At 69.3% G+C, this 16,027-nt stretch carries 16 protein-coding genes; 13 read left to right on the plus strand and 3 right to left on the minus strand.

Features of this window, described 5'->3' with window-relative positions; genetic code table 11:
• Nucleotides 1-52: 52 nt before the first annotated feature.
• Nucleotides 53-580: an inorganic diphosphatase gene (gene ppa / locus D3226_RS06555; protein ID WP_202381641.1), complete on the minus strand. Its 528-nt coding sequence runs from the start codon at nt 578-580 to the stop codon at nt 53-55.
• 83 nt (nt 581-663) lie between these two features.
• On the opposite strand from ppa, the gene tilS reads away from it, so the two are divergent.
• From tilS to cls, 13 genes are all read left to right on the plus strand, one after another.
• Nucleotides 664-1,743 (plus strand): tRNA lysidine(34) synthetase TilS, encoded by a 1,080-nt coding sequence (gene tilS, locus D3226_RS06560; RefSeq protein WP_202381642.1) that lies wholly within the window; start codon nt 664-666, stop codon nt 1,741-1,743.
• A 60-nt stretch (nt 1,744-1,803) separates the two neighbouring features.
• Entirely contained in the window at nt 1,804-2,364 is a 561-nt protein-coding gene (gene hpt, locus D3226_RS06565) for a hypoxanthine phosphoribosyltransferase (RefSeq protein WP_202381643.1), read from the plus strand.
• A gap of 159 nt (nt 2,365-2,523) precedes the next feature.
• Nucleotides 2,524-4,683 (plus strand): ATP-dependent zinc metalloprotease FtsH, encoded by a 2,160-nt coding sequence (ftsH, locus tag D3226_RS06570; protein WP_237462554.1) that lies wholly within the window; start codon nt 2,524-2,526, stop codon nt 4,681-4,683.
• A 5-nt stretch (nt 4,684-4,688) separates the two neighbouring features.
• Nucleotides 4,689-5,294, plus strand: coding sequence for a GTP cyclohydrolase I (folE, locus tag D3226_RS06575; protein ID WP_202381644.1), 606 nt, complete (start codon nt 4,689-4,691; stop codon nt 5,292-5,294).
• Nucleotides 5,291-6,568, plus strand: a complete 1,278-nt coding sequence (gene folP / locus D3226_RS06580; RefSeq protein ID WP_237462555.1) for a dihydropteroate synthase — start codon at nt 5,291-5,293, stop codon at nt 6,566-6,568. Before folE ends, folP begins: the two co-directional genes overlap by 4 nt.
• Entirely contained in the window at nt 6,565-7,155 is a 591-nt protein-coding gene (folK, locus tag D3226_RS06585; protein ID WP_202381645.1) for a 2-amino-4-hydroxy-6-hydroxymethyldihydropteridine diphosphokinase, read from the plus strand. Before folP ends, folK begins: the two co-directional genes overlap by 4 nt.
• A complete protein-coding gene (locus D3226_RS06590) occupies nt 7,142-7,654 on the plus strand; it encodes a DUF3180 family protein (RefSeq protein ID WP_337248919.1) in 513 nt (170 codons plus the stop codon). Before folK ends, D3226_RS06590 begins: the two co-directional genes overlap by 14 nt.
• A 53-nt stretch (nt 7,655-7,707) precedes the next feature.
• Nucleotides 7,708-8,313, plus strand: a complete 606-nt coding sequence (locus D3226_RS06595; RefSeq protein ID WP_337248920.1) for a PH domain-containing protein — start codon at nt 7,708-7,710, stop codon at nt 8,311-8,313.
• Nucleotides 8,310-10,004 (plus strand): PH domain-containing protein, encoded by a 1,695-nt coding sequence (locus D3226_RS06600; protein WP_337248921.1) that lies wholly within the window; start codon nt 8,310-8,312, stop codon nt 10,002-10,004. The genes D3226_RS06595 and D3226_RS06600 overlap by 4 nt, the downstream gene beginning before the upstream one ends.
• Entirely contained in the window at nt 10,004-10,732 is a 729-nt protein-coding gene (locus tag D3226_RS06605) for a DUF2520 domain-containing protein (RefSeq protein WP_202381647.1), read from the plus strand. Before D3226_RS06600 ends, D3226_RS06605 begins: the two co-directional genes overlap by 1 nt.
• A gap of 61 nt (nt 10,733-10,793) precedes the next feature.
• On the plus strand, nt 10,794-12,359 hold the full coding sequence (lysS, locus tag D3226_RS06610) for a lysine--tRNA ligase (RefSeq protein ID WP_202381648.1): 1,566 nt from the start codon (nt 10,794-10,796) through the stop codon (nt 12,357-12,359).
• Nucleotides 12,360-12,450: 91 nt separating this feature from the next.
• Entirely contained in the window at nt 12,451-12,630 is a 180-nt protein-coding gene (locus D3226_RS06615) for a hypothetical protein (RefSeq protein ID WP_202381649.1), read from the plus strand.
• A 151-nt stretch (nt 12,631-12,781) separates the two neighbouring features.
• Nucleotides 12,782-14,266: a cardiolipin synthase gene (gene cls, locus D3226_RS06620; protein WP_202381650.1), complete on the plus strand. Its 1,485-nt coding sequence runs from the start codon at nt 12,782-12,784 to the stop codon at nt 14,264-14,266.
• Nucleotides 14,267-14,307: 41 nt separating this feature from the next.
• On the opposite strand, the gene D3226_RS06625 is transcribed toward cls, so the two are convergent.
• The gene (locus D3226_RS06625; protein ID WP_202381651.1) at nt 14,308-14,898 is read right to left on the minus strand and encodes a histidine phosphatase family protein; all 591 of its coding nucleotides are present in this window, start codon (nt 14,896-14,898) and stop codon (nt 14,308-14,310) included.
• Complete coding sequence (locus D3226_RS06630) at nt 14,895-16,022, minus strand: ATP-binding cassette domain-containing protein (RefSeq protein WP_202381652.1); 1,128 nt, start codon at nt 16,020-16,022, stop codon at nt 14,895-14,897. Before D3226_RS06630 ends, D3226_RS06625 begins: the two co-directional genes overlap by 4 nt.
• Between the last annotated feature and the right edge of the window lie 5 nt (nt 16,023-16,027).

Raw genomic sequence — 16,027 nt, forward strand, 5'->3', positions numbered from 1 at the left:
GGAATCCTCACGGATTCCGGGCCCTTCGTCGTGGCCCTGAGGGGCCGAGAACTTAGTGTCCCTGCGCTGCGAGACGCTCCTGCGCCTCGACGATCAGCTGCTCTGCGTCAGCCGCCGAGCCCCACGCGTCCACCTTGACCCACTTGTTCGGCTCGAGATCCTTGTAGTGCTCGAAGAAGTGCTCGATCTCCTTGCGGGTGTACTCCGGGATGTCAGCGACATCCTGGATGTGCGCCCAACGGGGATCCTTCGCCTGCACCGCGATGACCTTGTCGTCGCCGCCAGCCTCATCGCTCATCTTCAGCACGCCGACCGGGCGAACCTTGATGCCGACCCCGGGGAAGACCGGGTAGTCGAGCAGCACGAGCACGTCGAGCGGATCGCCATCCTCGCCGAGCGTCTCCTCGAAGAAGCCGTAGTCGGTCGGGTAGACAAAGCCGGTGTAGAGCACGCGATCGAGGTACACCCGACCGGTCTCGTGATCGACCTCGTACTTGTTGCGGCTCCCCTTGGGGATCTCGATGACAGCGTCGAATGTGGCGGTCATGCGCGCTCCTTCAATCTTGTGGTGGGTGGGCATGATGCCGGCCCCAGCGAATAGTGCCGGGACCAGGCTACCCGAAGCCCGCTGCGCGGCGGCTGCCGGGCGGGTAGCCTGAGAGCATGTCCGATCGGCCGCTGCTCGACACCCGGCGCGCGGTCCGCCGCGCGCTCGCCAGTCTGCGCGCGCGCTCGGGGCCCGAGCCGCTCGTGCTGGTCGCGCTTTCCGGCGGGGCCGACTCGCTCGCGCTCGCCGCGGCCACCGCGGTCGAGGCACCGAAGCTTGGCGTGCGCGCGGGTGCGCTGCTCATCGACCACGGACTGCAAGCCGGGTCGGAGGAGGTTGCCGAGCGTGCGGGGGAGCAAGCGAGCGCACTCGGACTCGGCCCCGTGCTCGTACGCCGGGTGCGGGTTGCGGCGGGCGCCTCAGGTGGGCCGGAGGCCGCCGCGCGAGATGCCCGCTACACGGAGTTCCGATCGGTGGCCGCCGAGGCGGGTGCGAGCGCGATCCTCACGGGGCACACCCGCAGCGATCAGGCGGAGCAGGTGCTGCTCGGGATCGCTCGTGGATCAGGCAGCCGGACGCTTGCTGGCATCCCCGAACGCCGCCCGCTCGGCACCGAGTGCGAGCTGCTGCGCCCATTCCTGGGGGCGGATCCCGAGATTACCCGTGAGGTCACCCGCGCCGCGTGCGAGCGGGCCGAACTTGTACCGTGGGACGACCCGCACAACGACGACGACCGTTTCGCGCGGGTGCGCGTGCGCAGGCGCGTACTGCCCGTGCTCGCTGAAGAACTCGGTGGGGGGATCACAGCAGCGCTTGCGCGCACCGCCGATCTCGCCCGCGAAGACGCAGACGCGCTCGACGCTTTTGCCGCCGAGGCCCTCGCGGGGCTGCGACGCGCGGAGCAGCAGGACGCCGTGCACGCGCCCGGGGCGCCGGGCGCCGCCGACCACGAGGTGCTCCTTCCCGCGGCCGGCATCGCGGGGCTGCCCGCTGCGATCCGCAATCGGGTGATTCGACTCGCAGGGGTGGAGTTCGGTGCGCACCTCAGTCGGGAGCACACGCTCGCGCTTGCCGCGCTCGCCACGGACTGGCGCGGGCAGGGGCCCGTGTTCGTGCCCGGGATCCGCGGGACGCGCGCGGCGGGGCTGCTTCGCCTCACCCGACAAACGGGATCACCGCGCGAGAAGCGCGACTGAGCGCCGCCGCAGACGCGCCGCGGTGCGGAACCCCTCAGCGGTGGGCACTAACATAGCCGCATGGATTCCACACACCTGGGGGATGACCTCTCCGTTGTACTGCACACCGAGGCTGAGCTGCTTGCGCGGCTCGGCGAGCTTGCCCGCGAGATCGAGGCGGACTACACCGAGGAGCCGCCGCTTCTCGTCGGCGTGCTGAAGGGCGCCGTGATGGTCATGGCGGATCTGGCTCGCGAGCTGCGCTTCCACGCGCAAATGGACTGGATGGCCGTGTCGTCGTACGGCGCTGGCACAAAGTCGAGTGGCGTCGTGAAGATCCTCAAGGATCTCGACGCCGACATCACCGGCCGCGACGTGCTGATCGTCGAGGACATCATCGACTCCGGCCTGACGCTTGCGTGGTTGAAGGAGAACCTCGAGAGCCGCGGCGCGAAGTCGGTGCGCATTTGCACGATGCTGCGCAAGCCCAAGGCGCTCAAGGTCGAGGTGGATGTCGCCTACGTCGGCTTTGACATCCCCGTCGAGTTCGTGGTCGGCTACGGCCTCGACTACGCGGAGAACTACCGCAACCTCCGCGACGTGGCGATCCTCGCGCCTCACGTCTACGGCGGAGAAGAGTAGTCAGGACACCCCGGGCGCAGCGTCGTATTCCACACGACTGAGTGCGCCCGGGGTGCGCCCTGAGCGGACACGCGGATTCCCACAGTGGGCGGCCAGTGGAATTGGTTACGCTTGCAAGGGCTGGAATACTCCGGCACGGCACCCCCGAAAGGCCCTGACTTGGCAGAGAATTCTCCGAAGAGCTCGACGAAGAGCAAGAAGCTGTTCCGCGGCCCGCTCCTCTACCTGATCCTCGCCCCGCTGATCGTTCTGATCGGTTGGTCGTTGCTCTCGGGTGGAAGTACACGCGAGGTGCCCACGAAGCAGGGTCTTGAATTCATCGCCGAGGGCAAGGCCAAGCAGGCCGAGATCATTGACGGCGATCAGCGCGTCAATCTCACCCTGACGAAGGCCGACAAGAAGCTCGGCACCGATCAGGTGTACTTCTACTACGTGTCGCAGCGCGGCGAGGCCGTCGTTGACGCGGTCACCGACGCGAAGCTGAAGGACGGCTTCACCGACAAGGTGCCGCAGCCGAACCCGCTGTGGTCGCTGCTCGGCTTCCTGCTCCCGCTGCTACTCATCGGCGCGCTGCTGTGGTGGATGCTCTCCTCCATGCAGGGCGGCGGCCGCGGCGTGATGCAGTTCGGCAAGTCGCGCGCGAAGCTGGTCTCGAAGGAGACCCCGCAGGTGACGTTCGCCGACGTTGCGGGCGCAGATGAGGCCGTGGAAGAGCTCCACGAGATTAAGGACTTCCTGCAGGACGCGACCCGCTTCCAAGCGGTGGGCGCCCGCATCCCGAAGGGTGTGCTGCTGTACGGCCCTCCCGGAACCGGCAAGACTCTGCTCGCGCGTGCCGTCGCGGGGGAGGCCGGCGTGCCGTTCTACACGATCTCGGGTTCCGACTTCGTTGAGATGTTCGTGGGTGTCGGCGCGAGCCGAGTGCGCGACCTCTTCAAGGAGGCCAAGGCCAACGCCCCGGCGATCATCTTCATTGATGAGATCGACGCGGTCGGTCAGCGTCGCGGCCAGGGCATGGGCGGCGGCCACGACGAGCGCGAGCAGACGCTCAACCAGCTGCTCGTCGAGATGGACGGCTTCGATCCGAAGACGAACGTCATCATGATCGCGGCGACAAACCGCCCCGACATGCTGGACCCCGCGCTGCTGCGCCCGGGCCGCTTCGACCGCCAGATTGGTGTCGACGCGCCGGACATGCCCGGCCGACTCAAGATTCTGCAGGTGCACTCGAAGGGCAAGCCGCTCTCGAAGAACGTTGACCTCGAGGTCGTCGCTCGGAAGACCCCCGGGTTCTCGGGCGCCGACCTCGCGAACGTGCTGAACGAGGCCGCGCTGCTCACCGCGCGCTCGAACGCGCAGCTGATCGACAACCGCGCACTCGACGAGGCGATCGACCGCGTTATCGCCGGCCCGCAGCGCCGTACTCGCGTGATGAAGGACCAGGAGAAGCTCATCACCGCGTACCACGAGGGCGGCCACGCACTCGTCGCGGCAGCACTGAACCACACCGACCCGGTGACGAAGATCACGATTCTCCCGCGTGGACGTGCGCTCGGATACACGATGGTGATCCCGCTCGAGGATAAGTACTCGGTGACGCGCAACGAGCTGCAGGATCAGCTCGCGTACGCTCTCGGCGGGCGCGTGGCGGAGGAGCTTGTCTTCCACGACCCCACGACGGGTGCGGGTAACGACATCGAGAAGGCAACCGGCACCGCGCGCAAGATGGTGACCGAGTACGGCATGTCCGCCTCGATCGGGCCCGTGAAGCTCGGTCAGGCCCAGCCGGGTGCATTCCTCGGCGAGTTCGGCCAGAACCGCGACTACTCGGAGGGCGTCGCCGTCTCGGTCGACACCGAGGTGCGCGCGCTGCTCGAGCAGGCGCACAACGAGGCGTACGAGGCGCTCGTGCAGAACCGCGACGTGCTCGATCGTCTCGCGGCTGAGCTGCTCGAGAAGGAGACGCTCGATCACAACCAGATCGCAGCGATCTTCCACGACGTGCAGAAGCTGCCCGAGCGCGCCATCTGGCTCTCGCACTCGGATCGCCCGGTGTCGGATCGCCCGCCGATCGAGGTGCCCGCGGTCGTGCGCACCGATGGTGACCTCGCTGACGCCGGCGCGAACGCGGAGCAGCAGGCTGCCCCCGCGGACACGGCAGGCGAGGGAGCGAGTGCTGTCGAGCAGCTCACCCCTGCGGAGCCCGCTGTGGCATCGGAGCCGGTCGCCCTGGCCGAGCCCGCCGAGCCCGCACGCCCGGCCGAGCCGCCGCGCAATCTCGGGGCTCCCCCCGCGACTGACGCTGACGACGCCCGGTAGCGCCGATGAACGAGACCGTGGATCGCGAGCGCATCGCTGCGGCGGTGCGCGAGATGCTGAGCGCAATCGGCTCGGATCCGGATAGCCCCGAGCTGGCGAGCACGCCATTTCGGGTGGCCGACGCGTACGCGGAGTTCTTCGCGGGCGTCGGTACGGACCCGGCCGGTTTTCTCAGCGACGCGGTTCCGGTCGGCGCAGACACGGGTGAGCTCGTGCTTGTGCGTGACATCGCGCTGCGTTCGATGTGTGAACACCACCTCCTGCCGTTCCGCGGACGCGCCCACGTCGCGTACCGGCCCGGCAGCCGGGTGGTCGGACTCAGCGCGATTCCGCGCGTGATCGACACGCTCGCCGCGCGCCCGCAGGTGCAGGAACGACTGGGCGAGCAGATCGCACAGACCCTCGAAGACGGGCTTGCTCCCGCGGGGGTACTCGTGGTGCTCGAGGCGAGCCACGGGTGCGTGTCTGATCGCGGCGTGCGCCAGGCCGACGCGGTGACCATGACGGTGGCATCCCGCGGCGTACTCGCCGATCCCGCGGAGCAGGCGGCCATCTTCGCGCTGCTCGGCTGCGGCTCGGGAGCAGTAGCCACGGCCGAGGCCGACCGATGACGCGCGCGCCCCGAACCGAGGTGATGGGGGTGCTGAACGTCACCCCAGACTCCTTCAGCGACGGCGGCCGCTTCGTGAGCCCAGACGCCGCTGTGGCGCAGGCGCGCGAGCTGATCGCACAGGGCGCCACGATCATCGACGTCGGCGGCGAGTCCACGCGGCCGGGAGCGACCCCGGTGGCGCCAGCCGAGGAGCTGCGTCGTGTACTGCCGGTCATCGCGCGGCTCGTGGCAGACGGCATCACGGTGTCGATCGACACGATCCACGCGGAGACCGCCGCCGCCGCGGTGGCGGCCGGCGCGCGGTACATCAACGATGTCTCGGGTGGACTCGCCGACGCCGACATGCTTTCGGTGGCGGCCACGGCGAGCCGCGAGCACGACGCGCGCTTCATCATCGGGCACTGGCGGGGCATCCCCGATCCCGCGCACGAGCGCTCGGAGTACCGCGACGTGGTGGCCGAGGTGCGCACCGCGCTCCAAGGGCTCGCCGACGCGGCAGTCACCGCAGGGGTGTCCCCGAGCCACGTGGTGCTCGATCCGGGGCTCGGCTTCGACAAGACCGGTGCGGACGGTTGGCGCCTGCTTGCAGCGCTCGACTCTCTGCGCGCTCTGGGGTACCCCGTGCTCGTTGGTGCGTCGCGCAAGCGGATGCTCGCAGAAGTGCTCGAGACGGTTCCCGAAGCCGCCCGCGCGGCCGCGGCCCCGGGCGGGCACGAGCGTGACCTCGCGACTGCCGTGGTGAGCGCGCTCGCTGCGCGCGCCGATGCGTGGGGCGTGCGTGTGCATGACGTCGCGGGCACCGTGCAAGCTCTCGCAGTTGCAGACGCCTGGGGCGCCGCGCTCCCGCTGCCCACCGCGCCTCGACCGGCGCCGGGCGACGTCCTCGCAGCGATCCCGCAGGATCGCATCACCCTCACCGGGCTTGAGGTGTTCGCACACCACGGCGTCTTCGACTTCGAGCGCGAGACCGGCCAGAAGTTTGTGATCGATGCTGAGGTCGCGGTCGACCTGAGTGCCGCCGCGGCCGGCGACGCGCTGGCGGCAACCGTGCACTACGGCGAGCTCGCCGAGGCGATCGTGGCCGCCGTTGAGCGCGACCCGGTCGACCTGATCGAGACTGTGGCGGAGCGCGTTGCGAGCGTTGCGCTCGGCTTCGCGGGAGTGCGCGAGGCGCGCATCACCGTGCACAAGCCGGACGCCCCGATTCCCGCGACTTTCGCCGATGTCTCGGTGTCGGTGGTGCGCCGCGCCGCAGGGGAGGCCGCCCGATGATCGCGCAGCTCGTTCCCGTGCTCCTCGCGTTCGGAGCGAACCTCGGCGACCGCGGCGAGACCATTCGCGCCGCGCAGGCCGAGATCGCGGCCGCGGCAGGCATCAGCGAGTTTGTGGCGTCGCCGCTGCGCGAGACGATCGCGCTCACGCCGGATGGCCCCGACCCCGATGCGCCCCGCTACTTGAACGGCGTCGCGACGGCGCAGACCACGCTGTCCCCGCACGAGCTGCTCGACCTCACGCAGCGGGTCGAGTCAGCGCACGGTCGCACCCGCGAGGTGCGGTGGGGGGCGCGGACGCTCGACATTGATGTGATCCTCTTCGGTGGCCGCGTGGTGCAGGACGAGCGCCTCACCGTGCCGCACCCGCGGGCGCATGAGCGGGACTTCGTGCTCTCACCCTGGCTCGCGCTGGATCCGAACGCGGTGCTCATGGGGCACGGCCGGGTTGCCGAGCTGCTCGCGCGGGTGGGGGACACGACGCAGCCGTTCGATCCCGAGCTGGGCGATCCCGATCTGGGTGATCCCGATCTGCATGGTCGTGAGCCGCGCGAACCAGCGCAGGGGAGCAACCGTGCGCGGGGATGAGCGCACCGGCCCGCTCGCCGTCGCCGCGGCCGGAGCCATGGGCATCGCGCTCGGCCTGGTGCTGCAATTCGCACTGTCGGGGCGGGGCGCGCCGCCGTTCGTGCCGCCGCTCTCGCTCGCACTGATGCTCGCGCTGATCGCCGGGGCGCTCTTGACGCTCGGGATCCGGCTGCGCCGCACCGTGCTGAAGCGCGCGGGCGATGTGAACCCGTTCCACGCGGTGCGGCTCCTCGCCACCGCGCGGGCCGGCATGCTCGTCGGCGCGCTGCTCGGCGGCTTCGGCGGCGGGCTTGCGCTCTCGCTGCTCGGCCGCAGCGTGCCCGCACCCAGTGAAAGCTGGCTGCCCATGGTGCTCGTGTTCGCGGGCGGTGCGGTGCTCGTCACCTGCGCGGCGATTACCGAGCACCTGTGCAAGATTCCGCCCGGGGACGGCGATGCGCCGGATCAGAGCGACCCCGATCCCGATCCCGCGGGACAAACCGCGTACCGCAAACCCTGACGAGCGGGGGCTTCACGCGGTCACTCAGCGCCGGGCTGGCCTAGGCTACAGGGGTGACCTATGAACCACTGCCGCAGGATCAGCCCAGCTCCACGCCGCCGCTTCCCGCCCACGCCGCCCCCGCAGCCGATAGCGCGAGTGGCGCCGTGACGAACGCCGCCCCCGCAGACGCGAACTGGCCGCACCGCGATGCCGAGTGGCAGCGCGTCTCGCCCTCGTACGCGTGGGCCGATTTGATCGTCAACCTCGTGCTCGTGCTCGTGGTCGGCGCCGTGGTGGGCTTCATCGTGTTCGTGAACGCCGGGGACCAGCGTGTGCTGCCGCTGATCGGTCTCGGCGCGGTGGTCGTCGCGCTGCTGGTGAACGCACTGTTCGCATTCCGCCGCGTGCGCGCGATCGGCTACATCCTGCGCGAGGATGACCTGCTCTTCCGCCGCGGCATCATGTTCGAGCGCGTCGTCGCGGTGCCGTACGGGCGCCTGCAGCTCGTCGACGTGACCCGAGGCCCGCTGCTGCGCGCGCTCGGCCTCGCCACCCTGAAGTTCGTCACGGCATCGGCGGCCACCGGCGTGCAGCTGCCCGGGCTGAAGCTCGACGACGCAGAGGCGCTGCGTGACCGACTCGTCGCGTTGGCCGAGACCCGGCGGTCTGGGCTGTGAGCGAGCTCCCGCACCCCACGACCCCGGCGGAGGAGTCGGGCCGCGGCCCCCTGCCCGCCGCGGCGAAACTGCCCGGTACCGCGGACGCCGAGGGCTGGCGCCGCATGCATCCGCTGTCCCCGCTGCTGCGCGGTGGGCTGGCGCTGCTCGTCATCGGCGGCATCATCATCGCCAACTTTCGCGACCGGCTGGTCGAGTTCTTCTTTGCGCGCGAGGCGCTGAAAAACGACGACCTCGCGGGGGTGTTCGATGAGCAGGATATCTTTGGCTACATCGTTGAGCAGGGCCTCCTGCTGCTCGTGCTGGGCGGCGCCCTCGGCGTCATCCTGCTCATTGTGCTGTTCTCCTGGCTCGCGTGGCGGTTCTCGAGCTACCGGGTGACGGCTGAGGCGGTCGAGACGCGCAGCGGCATTCTGTTCCGCAACCACCGCCGCGCGCCGCTTGAGCGCATCCAGTCGGTCAACCTGCAGCGCCCCATGCTGGCGCGCGCGCTCGGCCTCACAAAAATCGAGGTGGTCACCGCCGGTCAAGACGGCAAGGTGGAACTCGCGTACCTCGGGCACGCTGATGCGAAGACCGTGCGCGAGCAGATCATGCAGATCGCCGCGCAGAAGCGGCGTGGCGATGCTGTGGGAGCCGTGCCGCTCGACGAGATCCACGGTGCCGCCGCGGTCGCGTTCGACGGGTCGGTCTACGCGACCGATACGGCGGGCCTCGCTGGTCGCGCGCAGGACTTCGTGGACAGCGACGTTGATCCCGATGCGATCGCGGGCGGTGCGCTCGTGCGCGTGCCGGTAGGCCGACTGCTCGGCAGCATCGCCCTCAGCTGGGAGGCGATCATCCTCGTACTCGTGGTGGTTGCCGTGGTCGTCGGCGGGGCCATCTTCGAGCCCTTCATGATCCTCGGCATCCTGCCCCTCATCGTCGTGATGGCCGGCGTCATGTTCGGCCAGTTCAATCGCGGCTTCAACTTCACGCTCTCGCGCGGTCGCGACACCGTGCGCACGGGCGCGGGGCTCACCTCGACGCTCACCGAGTCGATCCCGTTCGGCCGCATCCATGCGATTGAGGCTCGCCAGCCGCTGTTCTGGCGCCCGCTGGGGTGGTGGAAGGTGCGCATCACCACGGCGGGTCACTCCGTGGCGCAGGGCGGCCAGAATGCGTCCCAGAACGTGGTGCTCCCCGTCGGCCTCGAGGCAGACGTGCTGCGGGTGATCGACACGCTGCTGCCCGGTGTGGGCGACGACGAGGCCGAGATCGCCGCACTCCGCAACGGACTGAGCGGCCCCGGCACGGGGTACCGCGGCCCGGGGCAGCGCGCCGGCTGGGTGCTGTGGTGGGGCAAGCCTCGTGCGGGCATCGCGCTCGAGGGCCTCGGCAGCGAGGACGCCACGCTGCGGATTCGCCGCGGCGTGCTCACGCGCTCGCTCTCGATCATGCCGATCGTCCGTGCACAGTCGGTGCAGCTGCGCCGCCCGCTCGTGCACCGGATGCTCGGGCTCGCCTCGGTGCAAGCGCACACGGTGCTCGGCCCGGTGCGCATGGAAATGCGGGGCATGGAGCTTGGGATCGGCCAGCGCGTGTTCGACGAGCTCGCCACCGCGGTGCTGCGCATTCAGGGCGCTGAAGCTCAGCGCCTCGCAGCCGCGCGCAGTCCGCGGGCGATGCAGACGCCAGTCGAGGAGGCGTAGTGCACCCGAGCGCGCAGGAGTCACGCCTCGGCGTTGGGGTGATCGGGGCGGGTCGCGTCGGCCCCGTGCTCGCTCGCGCCCTCGCGGGGGTGGGGCACGCGATCACCGGCATCTCGGCCGTGAGCGAGGAGAGCCGAGAGCGCGCCGCTGCGATGCTCCCAGGCGTTCCCGTGCTTGAGGTGCCCGAGGTGGTGCGTCGATCCGAGCTCGTCCTGCTCGCCGTGCCAGGTGACGAGCTGCCCGGGCTCATCGCGGGTCTCGCCGCAACGGGCGCGTGGCAGCCCGGCCAGCTCGCGATCCACACCGCGCCCGAGCACGGCACTGCGGTGTTCGGGCCGGCGCTCGCCGTGGGGGTGATCCCGCTCGCGCTGCATCCGGCGATTGTGTTCACGGGAACGAGCCTCGATCTGGGGCGCCTTGCTGGCGCGACGATCGCGGTCACCGCGCCCGCGCCGGTGCTGCCCATCGGGCAGGCGCTCGCCGTGGAGATGGGCGGCGAGCCCGTGATTGTGCGCGAGCAGGATCGGGCGGCGTACGCCGACGCGCTCACCGCGGCGGCCGAGCTTTCGCGTGCCGTCGTGCGGCAGACGACCGACGCGCTGCGCGAAATCGGCGTCGAGCGCCCCGACCGGCTCGCCGGCGGTGTGGTGCGCGCAGCGGTCGAGGAGGAGCTGCGCGAGGCGGCCGGCCGCGACGGGGGCGTCACCCCGCCCGACGAGCTGGCCTAGGATGGAACGGACCGTCGGATCATTGCGACGGACGTCACATCACGGAGGACACGCCCCCACTATGAGCGATCAGAGCGCAGCCCACGCAGCCGAGCCGGCCACCACGGACGCCACCCCGGCCGTCAGTGCCGAGGAGGTCTTCGAACAGAAGCGCGTGCGACTGGAGAAGCGCGACAAACTGAACGCCGGAGCGAGCCTCGAGGGCGGCGCGTACCCGGTCGCGGTTCCGGTGACGAGCACCATCCCCGCCGTGCGCGCGGAGTGGGGTCACCTTGAGGAGACGCCCGACACCGCCTCGGGTGCCATCGTCGGCGTCGCCGGCCGTGTCGTGTTCCAGCGCAATACAGGAAAGCTGTGCTTTGCCTCGCTGCAGGCCGGCGACGGCACGCGGATTCAGGCCATGGTGAGCCTGGCAGAGGTGGGCGAGGAATCGCTTGCCGCATACAAGGAGCTCGTCGACCTTGGCGACCACCTGTTCGTGCGCGGCGAGGTCGCCTCGAGCCGTCGCGGTGAGCTCTCGATCATGGTCACGGAGTGGCAGATCGCGGCGAAGGCGATCGCGCCGCTGCCCAACATGCACACCGAGCTGAATGAGGAGACGCGGGTGCGCCAGCGCTACCTCGATCTCATCCAGCGCGATCAGGCACGCCGCAATGTTGTGACCCGCGCGCGCACGATGGCGAGCCTGCGTCACACCTTCGCCGAGCGCGACTTCATCGAGGCCGAGACCCCGATGCTGCAGACGATGCACGGCGGCGCCTCGGCGCGCCCGTTCGTGACGCACTCGAACGCGTTCGACACCGAGCTCTTCCTGCGCATCGCGCCCGAGCTTTTCCTGAAGCGCGCGGTCGTCGGTGGCCTCGAGCGCGTCTTCGAGATCAACCGCAACTTCCGCAACGAGGGCGCCGACTCGACGCACAGCCCCGAGTTCGCCATGCTCGAGGCATACCAGGCATACACCGACTACAACGGCATTGCTGACCTCACGCAGGATCTCGTACAGAACGCCGCGCTTGCCGCAAATGTAGGCACGGAGCGCGAGGGAACGCACGTGGTCGAGTGGGCTGACGGCACGCTCTTCGATCTCGGCGGCAACTGGGATCGCATCTCCATGTACGGCACGCTCTCAGAGGCCGCGGGCCGTGAGATCACGCCCGAGACCTCGGTTGCCGAGCTGCAGGCGATCGCCGATGCCGAGGGCGTCGAGGTGAAGCTGCCGAACCACGGCAAGCTGGTCGAGGAGCTGTGGGAGCACTTCGTGAAGGACGGGCTGACCAGCCCCACCTTCGTGATGGACTTCCCGGTCGAGACGAGCCCGCTCACCCGTCACCACCGATCCATCCCCGGTGTGGTTGAGAAGTGGGACCTGTACGTGCGTGGCTTCGAGCTGGCCACGGGCTACTCCGAGCTCATCGACCCGGTCGTGCAGCGCGAGCGCTTCACCCAGCAGGCGGCGGAGGCTGCACGCGGCGACGATGAGGCCATGGGCGTGGACGAGGAGTTCTTGCGCGCGCTCGAGCACGGCATGCCGCCGTCGGGTGGCATGGGCATGGGCATGGACCGCCTGCTCATGGCGCTCACGGGTCTCGGCATTCGCGAGACCATCCTCTTCCCGCTTGTGAAGTAGCGCGGGATCCCGCACGCATGACTGAACGCCCACCCGCCAGCGCGGGTGGGCGTTCAGCTATCCCCGGTATCCACCCGGTACACTGGCGAGCATGGACAGCTGGTGGACGAACGCGGTTTGGTCGCTTACGCCGACCGTGCTCATCGGGATCTTTTTCTGGATGGTGATCCGCCTCATTCTGCGCGCGGATCGCACGGAGCGTCGGGTCTACCGGCAGATCGAGGACGAGGAGCGCGCGAAGGCCGGCCTCCCCGCCCGCGAAGAGTCCTAACGCGCACTTCCCCCCGCGCCGCATGCGTGCGTGACCCGCGGCGCCCGCTACAGTACTTGCAGGGGTGATACCCGGCTGCTCGACGACGGATCTTTGTCGAGCCCGTTGTGCCGGTGTCACCGTGTGCTGTGGCGACTGAGGAGATGCGTCGATGGAGGACCTGAACTGGTTCGGAGTGAACTGGCCGTTCGCGTGGACCCTGACGTTCCTCATTGTCGACAATGTGATCCGCATCATCGCCCTGTTCGTCGTCCCCCGCAACCGTCGTCCGACCTCGGGCATGGCCTGGCTGATGGCTATTTTCCTGCTGCCCGTGCCCGGCCTCCTGCTCTTCCTGATCATCGGAAGTAAGCGGCTGCCGCGTGCGCGTGAGCAGAAGCAGGAGGCGATCAACCTCTTTGTCTCGCAGATCGCGGAGCGCGAGGACCAGGGCATGGTCACGCCGACCTCGGAGCTACAGCCCGGTCTGGATAGCGCGGTGCGGCTCGGTCGCTCGCTCGGCGCCCAGCCGATGCTGAGCGGCAACGCGGCGACCATGTGCATCGACTACGAGGAGTCGCTCGCGCAGATGGCCGCGGCGATCCGCACGGCAACGGAGTACGTGCACATTGAGTTCTACATCCTTGTGCACGACGAGGCTACCGACGACATCTTTACGGCGATGGGCGAGGCAGTCGAGCGCGGGGTACAGGTGCGCGTGCTGCTCGACCACATTTCCGCGGTGCGCAACCCGGGCACGCGTCGCACGGCGCAGAGCCTCGACGACCTGGGGGTGCAGTGGGCGTACATGCTGCCCGTGCGTCCCTGGCGCGGCGAGTACCAGCGGCCCGACCTCCGCAACCACCGCAAGCTCATCGTGGTCGACGGCCGCATCGGCTTCATGGGTTCACAGAACCTCGTCGACTCGAGCTACAACAAGCCCTCGAACCAGCGGCGCGGCTTGCACTGGAAGGACCTTATGGTGCGGGTCGAGGGCCCCATCGTGCTGGGACTCGAAGCGGTGTTCCAGGGCGACTGGTACCTCGAGACGGGGCAGTACCTCACGCATCTCGCGGAGTCGCCGATCGAGGTGGTTCGCCCGGGCGAACTCGACTGCCAGATCGTGCCGAGCGGCCCGGGCTACGAGGCGGAGAACAATCTGCAGGTGTTCGTTGCGCTGCTCTACACCGCGAAGCGCCGCATCAGCATCACGAGCCCGTACTTCGTGCCCGACGGGTCGATCATGAACGCGCTGCGTGCCGCAACTGCGCGCGGCGTCGCGGTCGAGCTCTTTGTTTCCGAAACGGGTGACCAGGCCGTGGTCTACCACGCGCAGCGCTCGTACTATGAGGAGCTGCTCCGAGCCGGTGTGCGCATTTGGATGTATCGCCCGCCCTACATCCTCCACTCGAAGCACTTCACCGTGGACGATGCGGTTGCGGTGGTGGGCTCCTCAAACATGGACCAGCGGTCCTTCGGTCTCAACATGGAGATCTCGATGGTGGTGCACGGCGAGAGCTTCGTGCGCGATCTCGACGAGGTGAGCGATTTCTACCGCGAGAACTCGCGCGAGCTGACGCTCGAGGAGTGGTTGCAGCAGCCGCTGCGCTCGCAGCTGCTCGACGGCCTGGCTCGCCTGACTTCGGCACTGCAGTAACGGCCTTGGCGCTGCCGTAGCGGCCTGCCGGCCAGCCCCGGCTAGAGCGCGTGCTGCATTGCTGGGGTTCCCAGCCGACGTACCGCAGGTCCAGATATCCCGGGTACTGCGGAAAGCAGCCAGGCCTCACCGTTCAGAATGCGGGGTGCAGGCTCGCCACTCAACTCGGAGAGTGCCGCGCGGATGAGTGCGCCGTGCGCGATGACGATGCTTCCCGGCGCCTCTCGGAGCTGGCGAGTGAAGGCCGCCGCTCCACGCTGGGCGAGCGGGACGAGACCCTCTGCCTCTGGAATATCGAGTCCCGGCCAGCGGGCGGTGACCTCACTGACCTGCAGGCCTTCCGCCGGTCCGAAGTCGCGCTCCGTGACAGCGTCGTCAATTTCTGGAGTAGCGAGCCCAAGCCGCTCCGCGATGATCTGGCCGGTGGCGACGGCGCGTCCAAGCGGGGACACCACGACCCGAGACCAGCGACCTGAGACCGCGAGAAGATCGGCGATCTCGCCGGCCTGCGCCCGCCCCCGCTCATTGAGCGGGATGTCGGTGCGGCCCTGGATGCGGCGGCCGATATTCCAGTCCGTCTCGCCGTGGCGCACGATGACGATGGACGCAGCGGGGGGCGACGAGGTACTCATGCCCCCACGCTAGTCGGTTCTGCCTGCGAGCTCGCGTGGGCGGCGCGCTGCGCCAGATCAGGCCCGAACACGAGGGCTTGATCAATGTGAACGCGCACCCGCTCGCCAGCGGCGCAACGAGCGCCACTTTCCCTGGACCGAAACTGCAACTCACCCCAGCGTACGACGAGCTCATCGCCGCTTCGACCGAACAGCGAGGACTCCACGACGGCGGGTCCTGCGGGATCGGGTACGACGCGCACGTGCTCCGGCAGGACCGCGATCTCCACTGCACGGTCTCCAGCAGTGTCTCCCCGGTTCGTGAGGTCTCTCTCAGTGGAGAGCTGCTCCGCCGAGAGCTCGATCGGGAAGCCGCTCGCTCGGAAGCCGCCTGCTGCGAGTGTGCCGGGCAGCACAGCTGCATCTGAGATAAAGCGCGCCACGAAGGGAGAAGCTGGCCGATCGACGAGCTCGCTCGGCGTGCCGATCTGCTGCACCCTGCCTGCGTCGAGCACGACGACGCGGTCGGCGAGGGCGAGCGCCTCGCTACGGTCGTGCGTAACATGGATCACGGTGAGCCCGAGGCTGCGGGTGAGCGCACGGAGCTCCAAACGGAGCCGATCGCGCAGGGGCTCGTCGAGGGCTGAGAGCGCCTCGTCGAGGAGCAGCACCCGGGGTCGACCCACGATCGCTCGGGCGATAGCGACGCGTTGGCGCTGACCACCCGAGAGCGTCGCGGGATCGCGGCGTTCGGCGCCTCCGAGTCCCACCAGCTCGAGCGCCTCGGCCACCCGACGAGCACGCTCCGCCCGGCCGACACCCGCCCGACGGAGCGGATACTCGATGTTGCGGCCCACATTCCAGTGGGGCCACACCGCGTGCTGCTGAAACACCATGCCGAGGCCTCTCCGCTCTGGCTCAACGTCGCGCCCCGCCCCTGCGACCTCGGTTTCGCCGATCCGCACGCTGCCCGCCGTGGGCGAGATGAAGCCAGCGACCGTGCGCAGCAGTGTCGTCTTCCCCGAGCCGGAGGGGCCAACGAGGGCGACGAACTCGCCATCGCCGATGTCGAGATCGACGTCGGCGAGCCCGAGGTGCCCACCAGGGTAGGCGAGGCTGACGGAGGTGAGGGAGACGGATGACACGATCG

The organism is Leucobacter chromiireducens subsp. chromiireducens (assembly GCF_016758255.1).
Lineage (GTDB): Bacteria > Actinomycetota > Actinomycetes > Actinomycetales > Microbacteriaceae > Leucobacter > Leucobacter chromiireducens.

What these genes read in the sequence shown, in the direction of transcription:
- cls (WP_202381650.1), top strand. Translation starts at nt 12,782, where the DNA reads ATGGAGGACCTGAACTGGTTCGGAGTGAACTGGCCGTTCGCGTGGACC.
- D3226_RS06625 (WP_202381651.1), bottom strand. Translation starts at nt 14,898, where the DNA reads ATGAGTACCTCGTCGCCCCCCGCTGCGTCCATCGTCATCGTGCGCCAC.
- folK (WP_202381645.1), top strand. Translation starts at nt 6,565, where the DNA reads ATGATCGCGCAGCTCGTTCCCGTGCTCCTCGCGTTCGGAGCGAACCTC.
- D3226_RS06615 (WP_202381649.1), top strand. Translation starts at nt 12,451, where the DNA reads ATGGACAGCTGGTGGACGAACGCGGTTTGGTCGCTTACGCCGACCGTG.
- tilS (WP_202381642.1), top strand. Translation starts at nt 664, where the DNA reads ATGTCCGATCGGCCGCTGCTCGACACCCGGCGCGCGGTCCGCCGCGCG.
- hpt (WP_202381643.1), top strand. Translation starts at nt 1,804, where the DNA reads ATGGATTCCACACACCTGGGGGATGACCTCTCCGTTGTACTGCACACC.
- folE (WP_202381644.1), top strand. Translation starts at nt 4,689, where the DNA reads ATGAACGAGACCGTGGATCGCGAGCGCATCGCTGCGGCGGTGCGCGAG.
- folP (WP_237462555.1), top strand. Translation starts at nt 5,291, where the DNA reads ATGACGCGCGCGCCCCGAACCGAGGTGATGGGGGTGCTGAACGTCACC.
- lysS (WP_202381648.1), top strand. Translation starts at nt 10,794, where the DNA reads ATGAGCGATCAGAGCGCAGCCCACGCAGCCGAGCCGGCCACCACGGAC.
- ppa (WP_202381641.1), bottom strand. Translation starts at nt 580, where the DNA reads ATGCCCACCCACCACAAGATTGAAGGAGCGCGCATGACCGCCACATTC.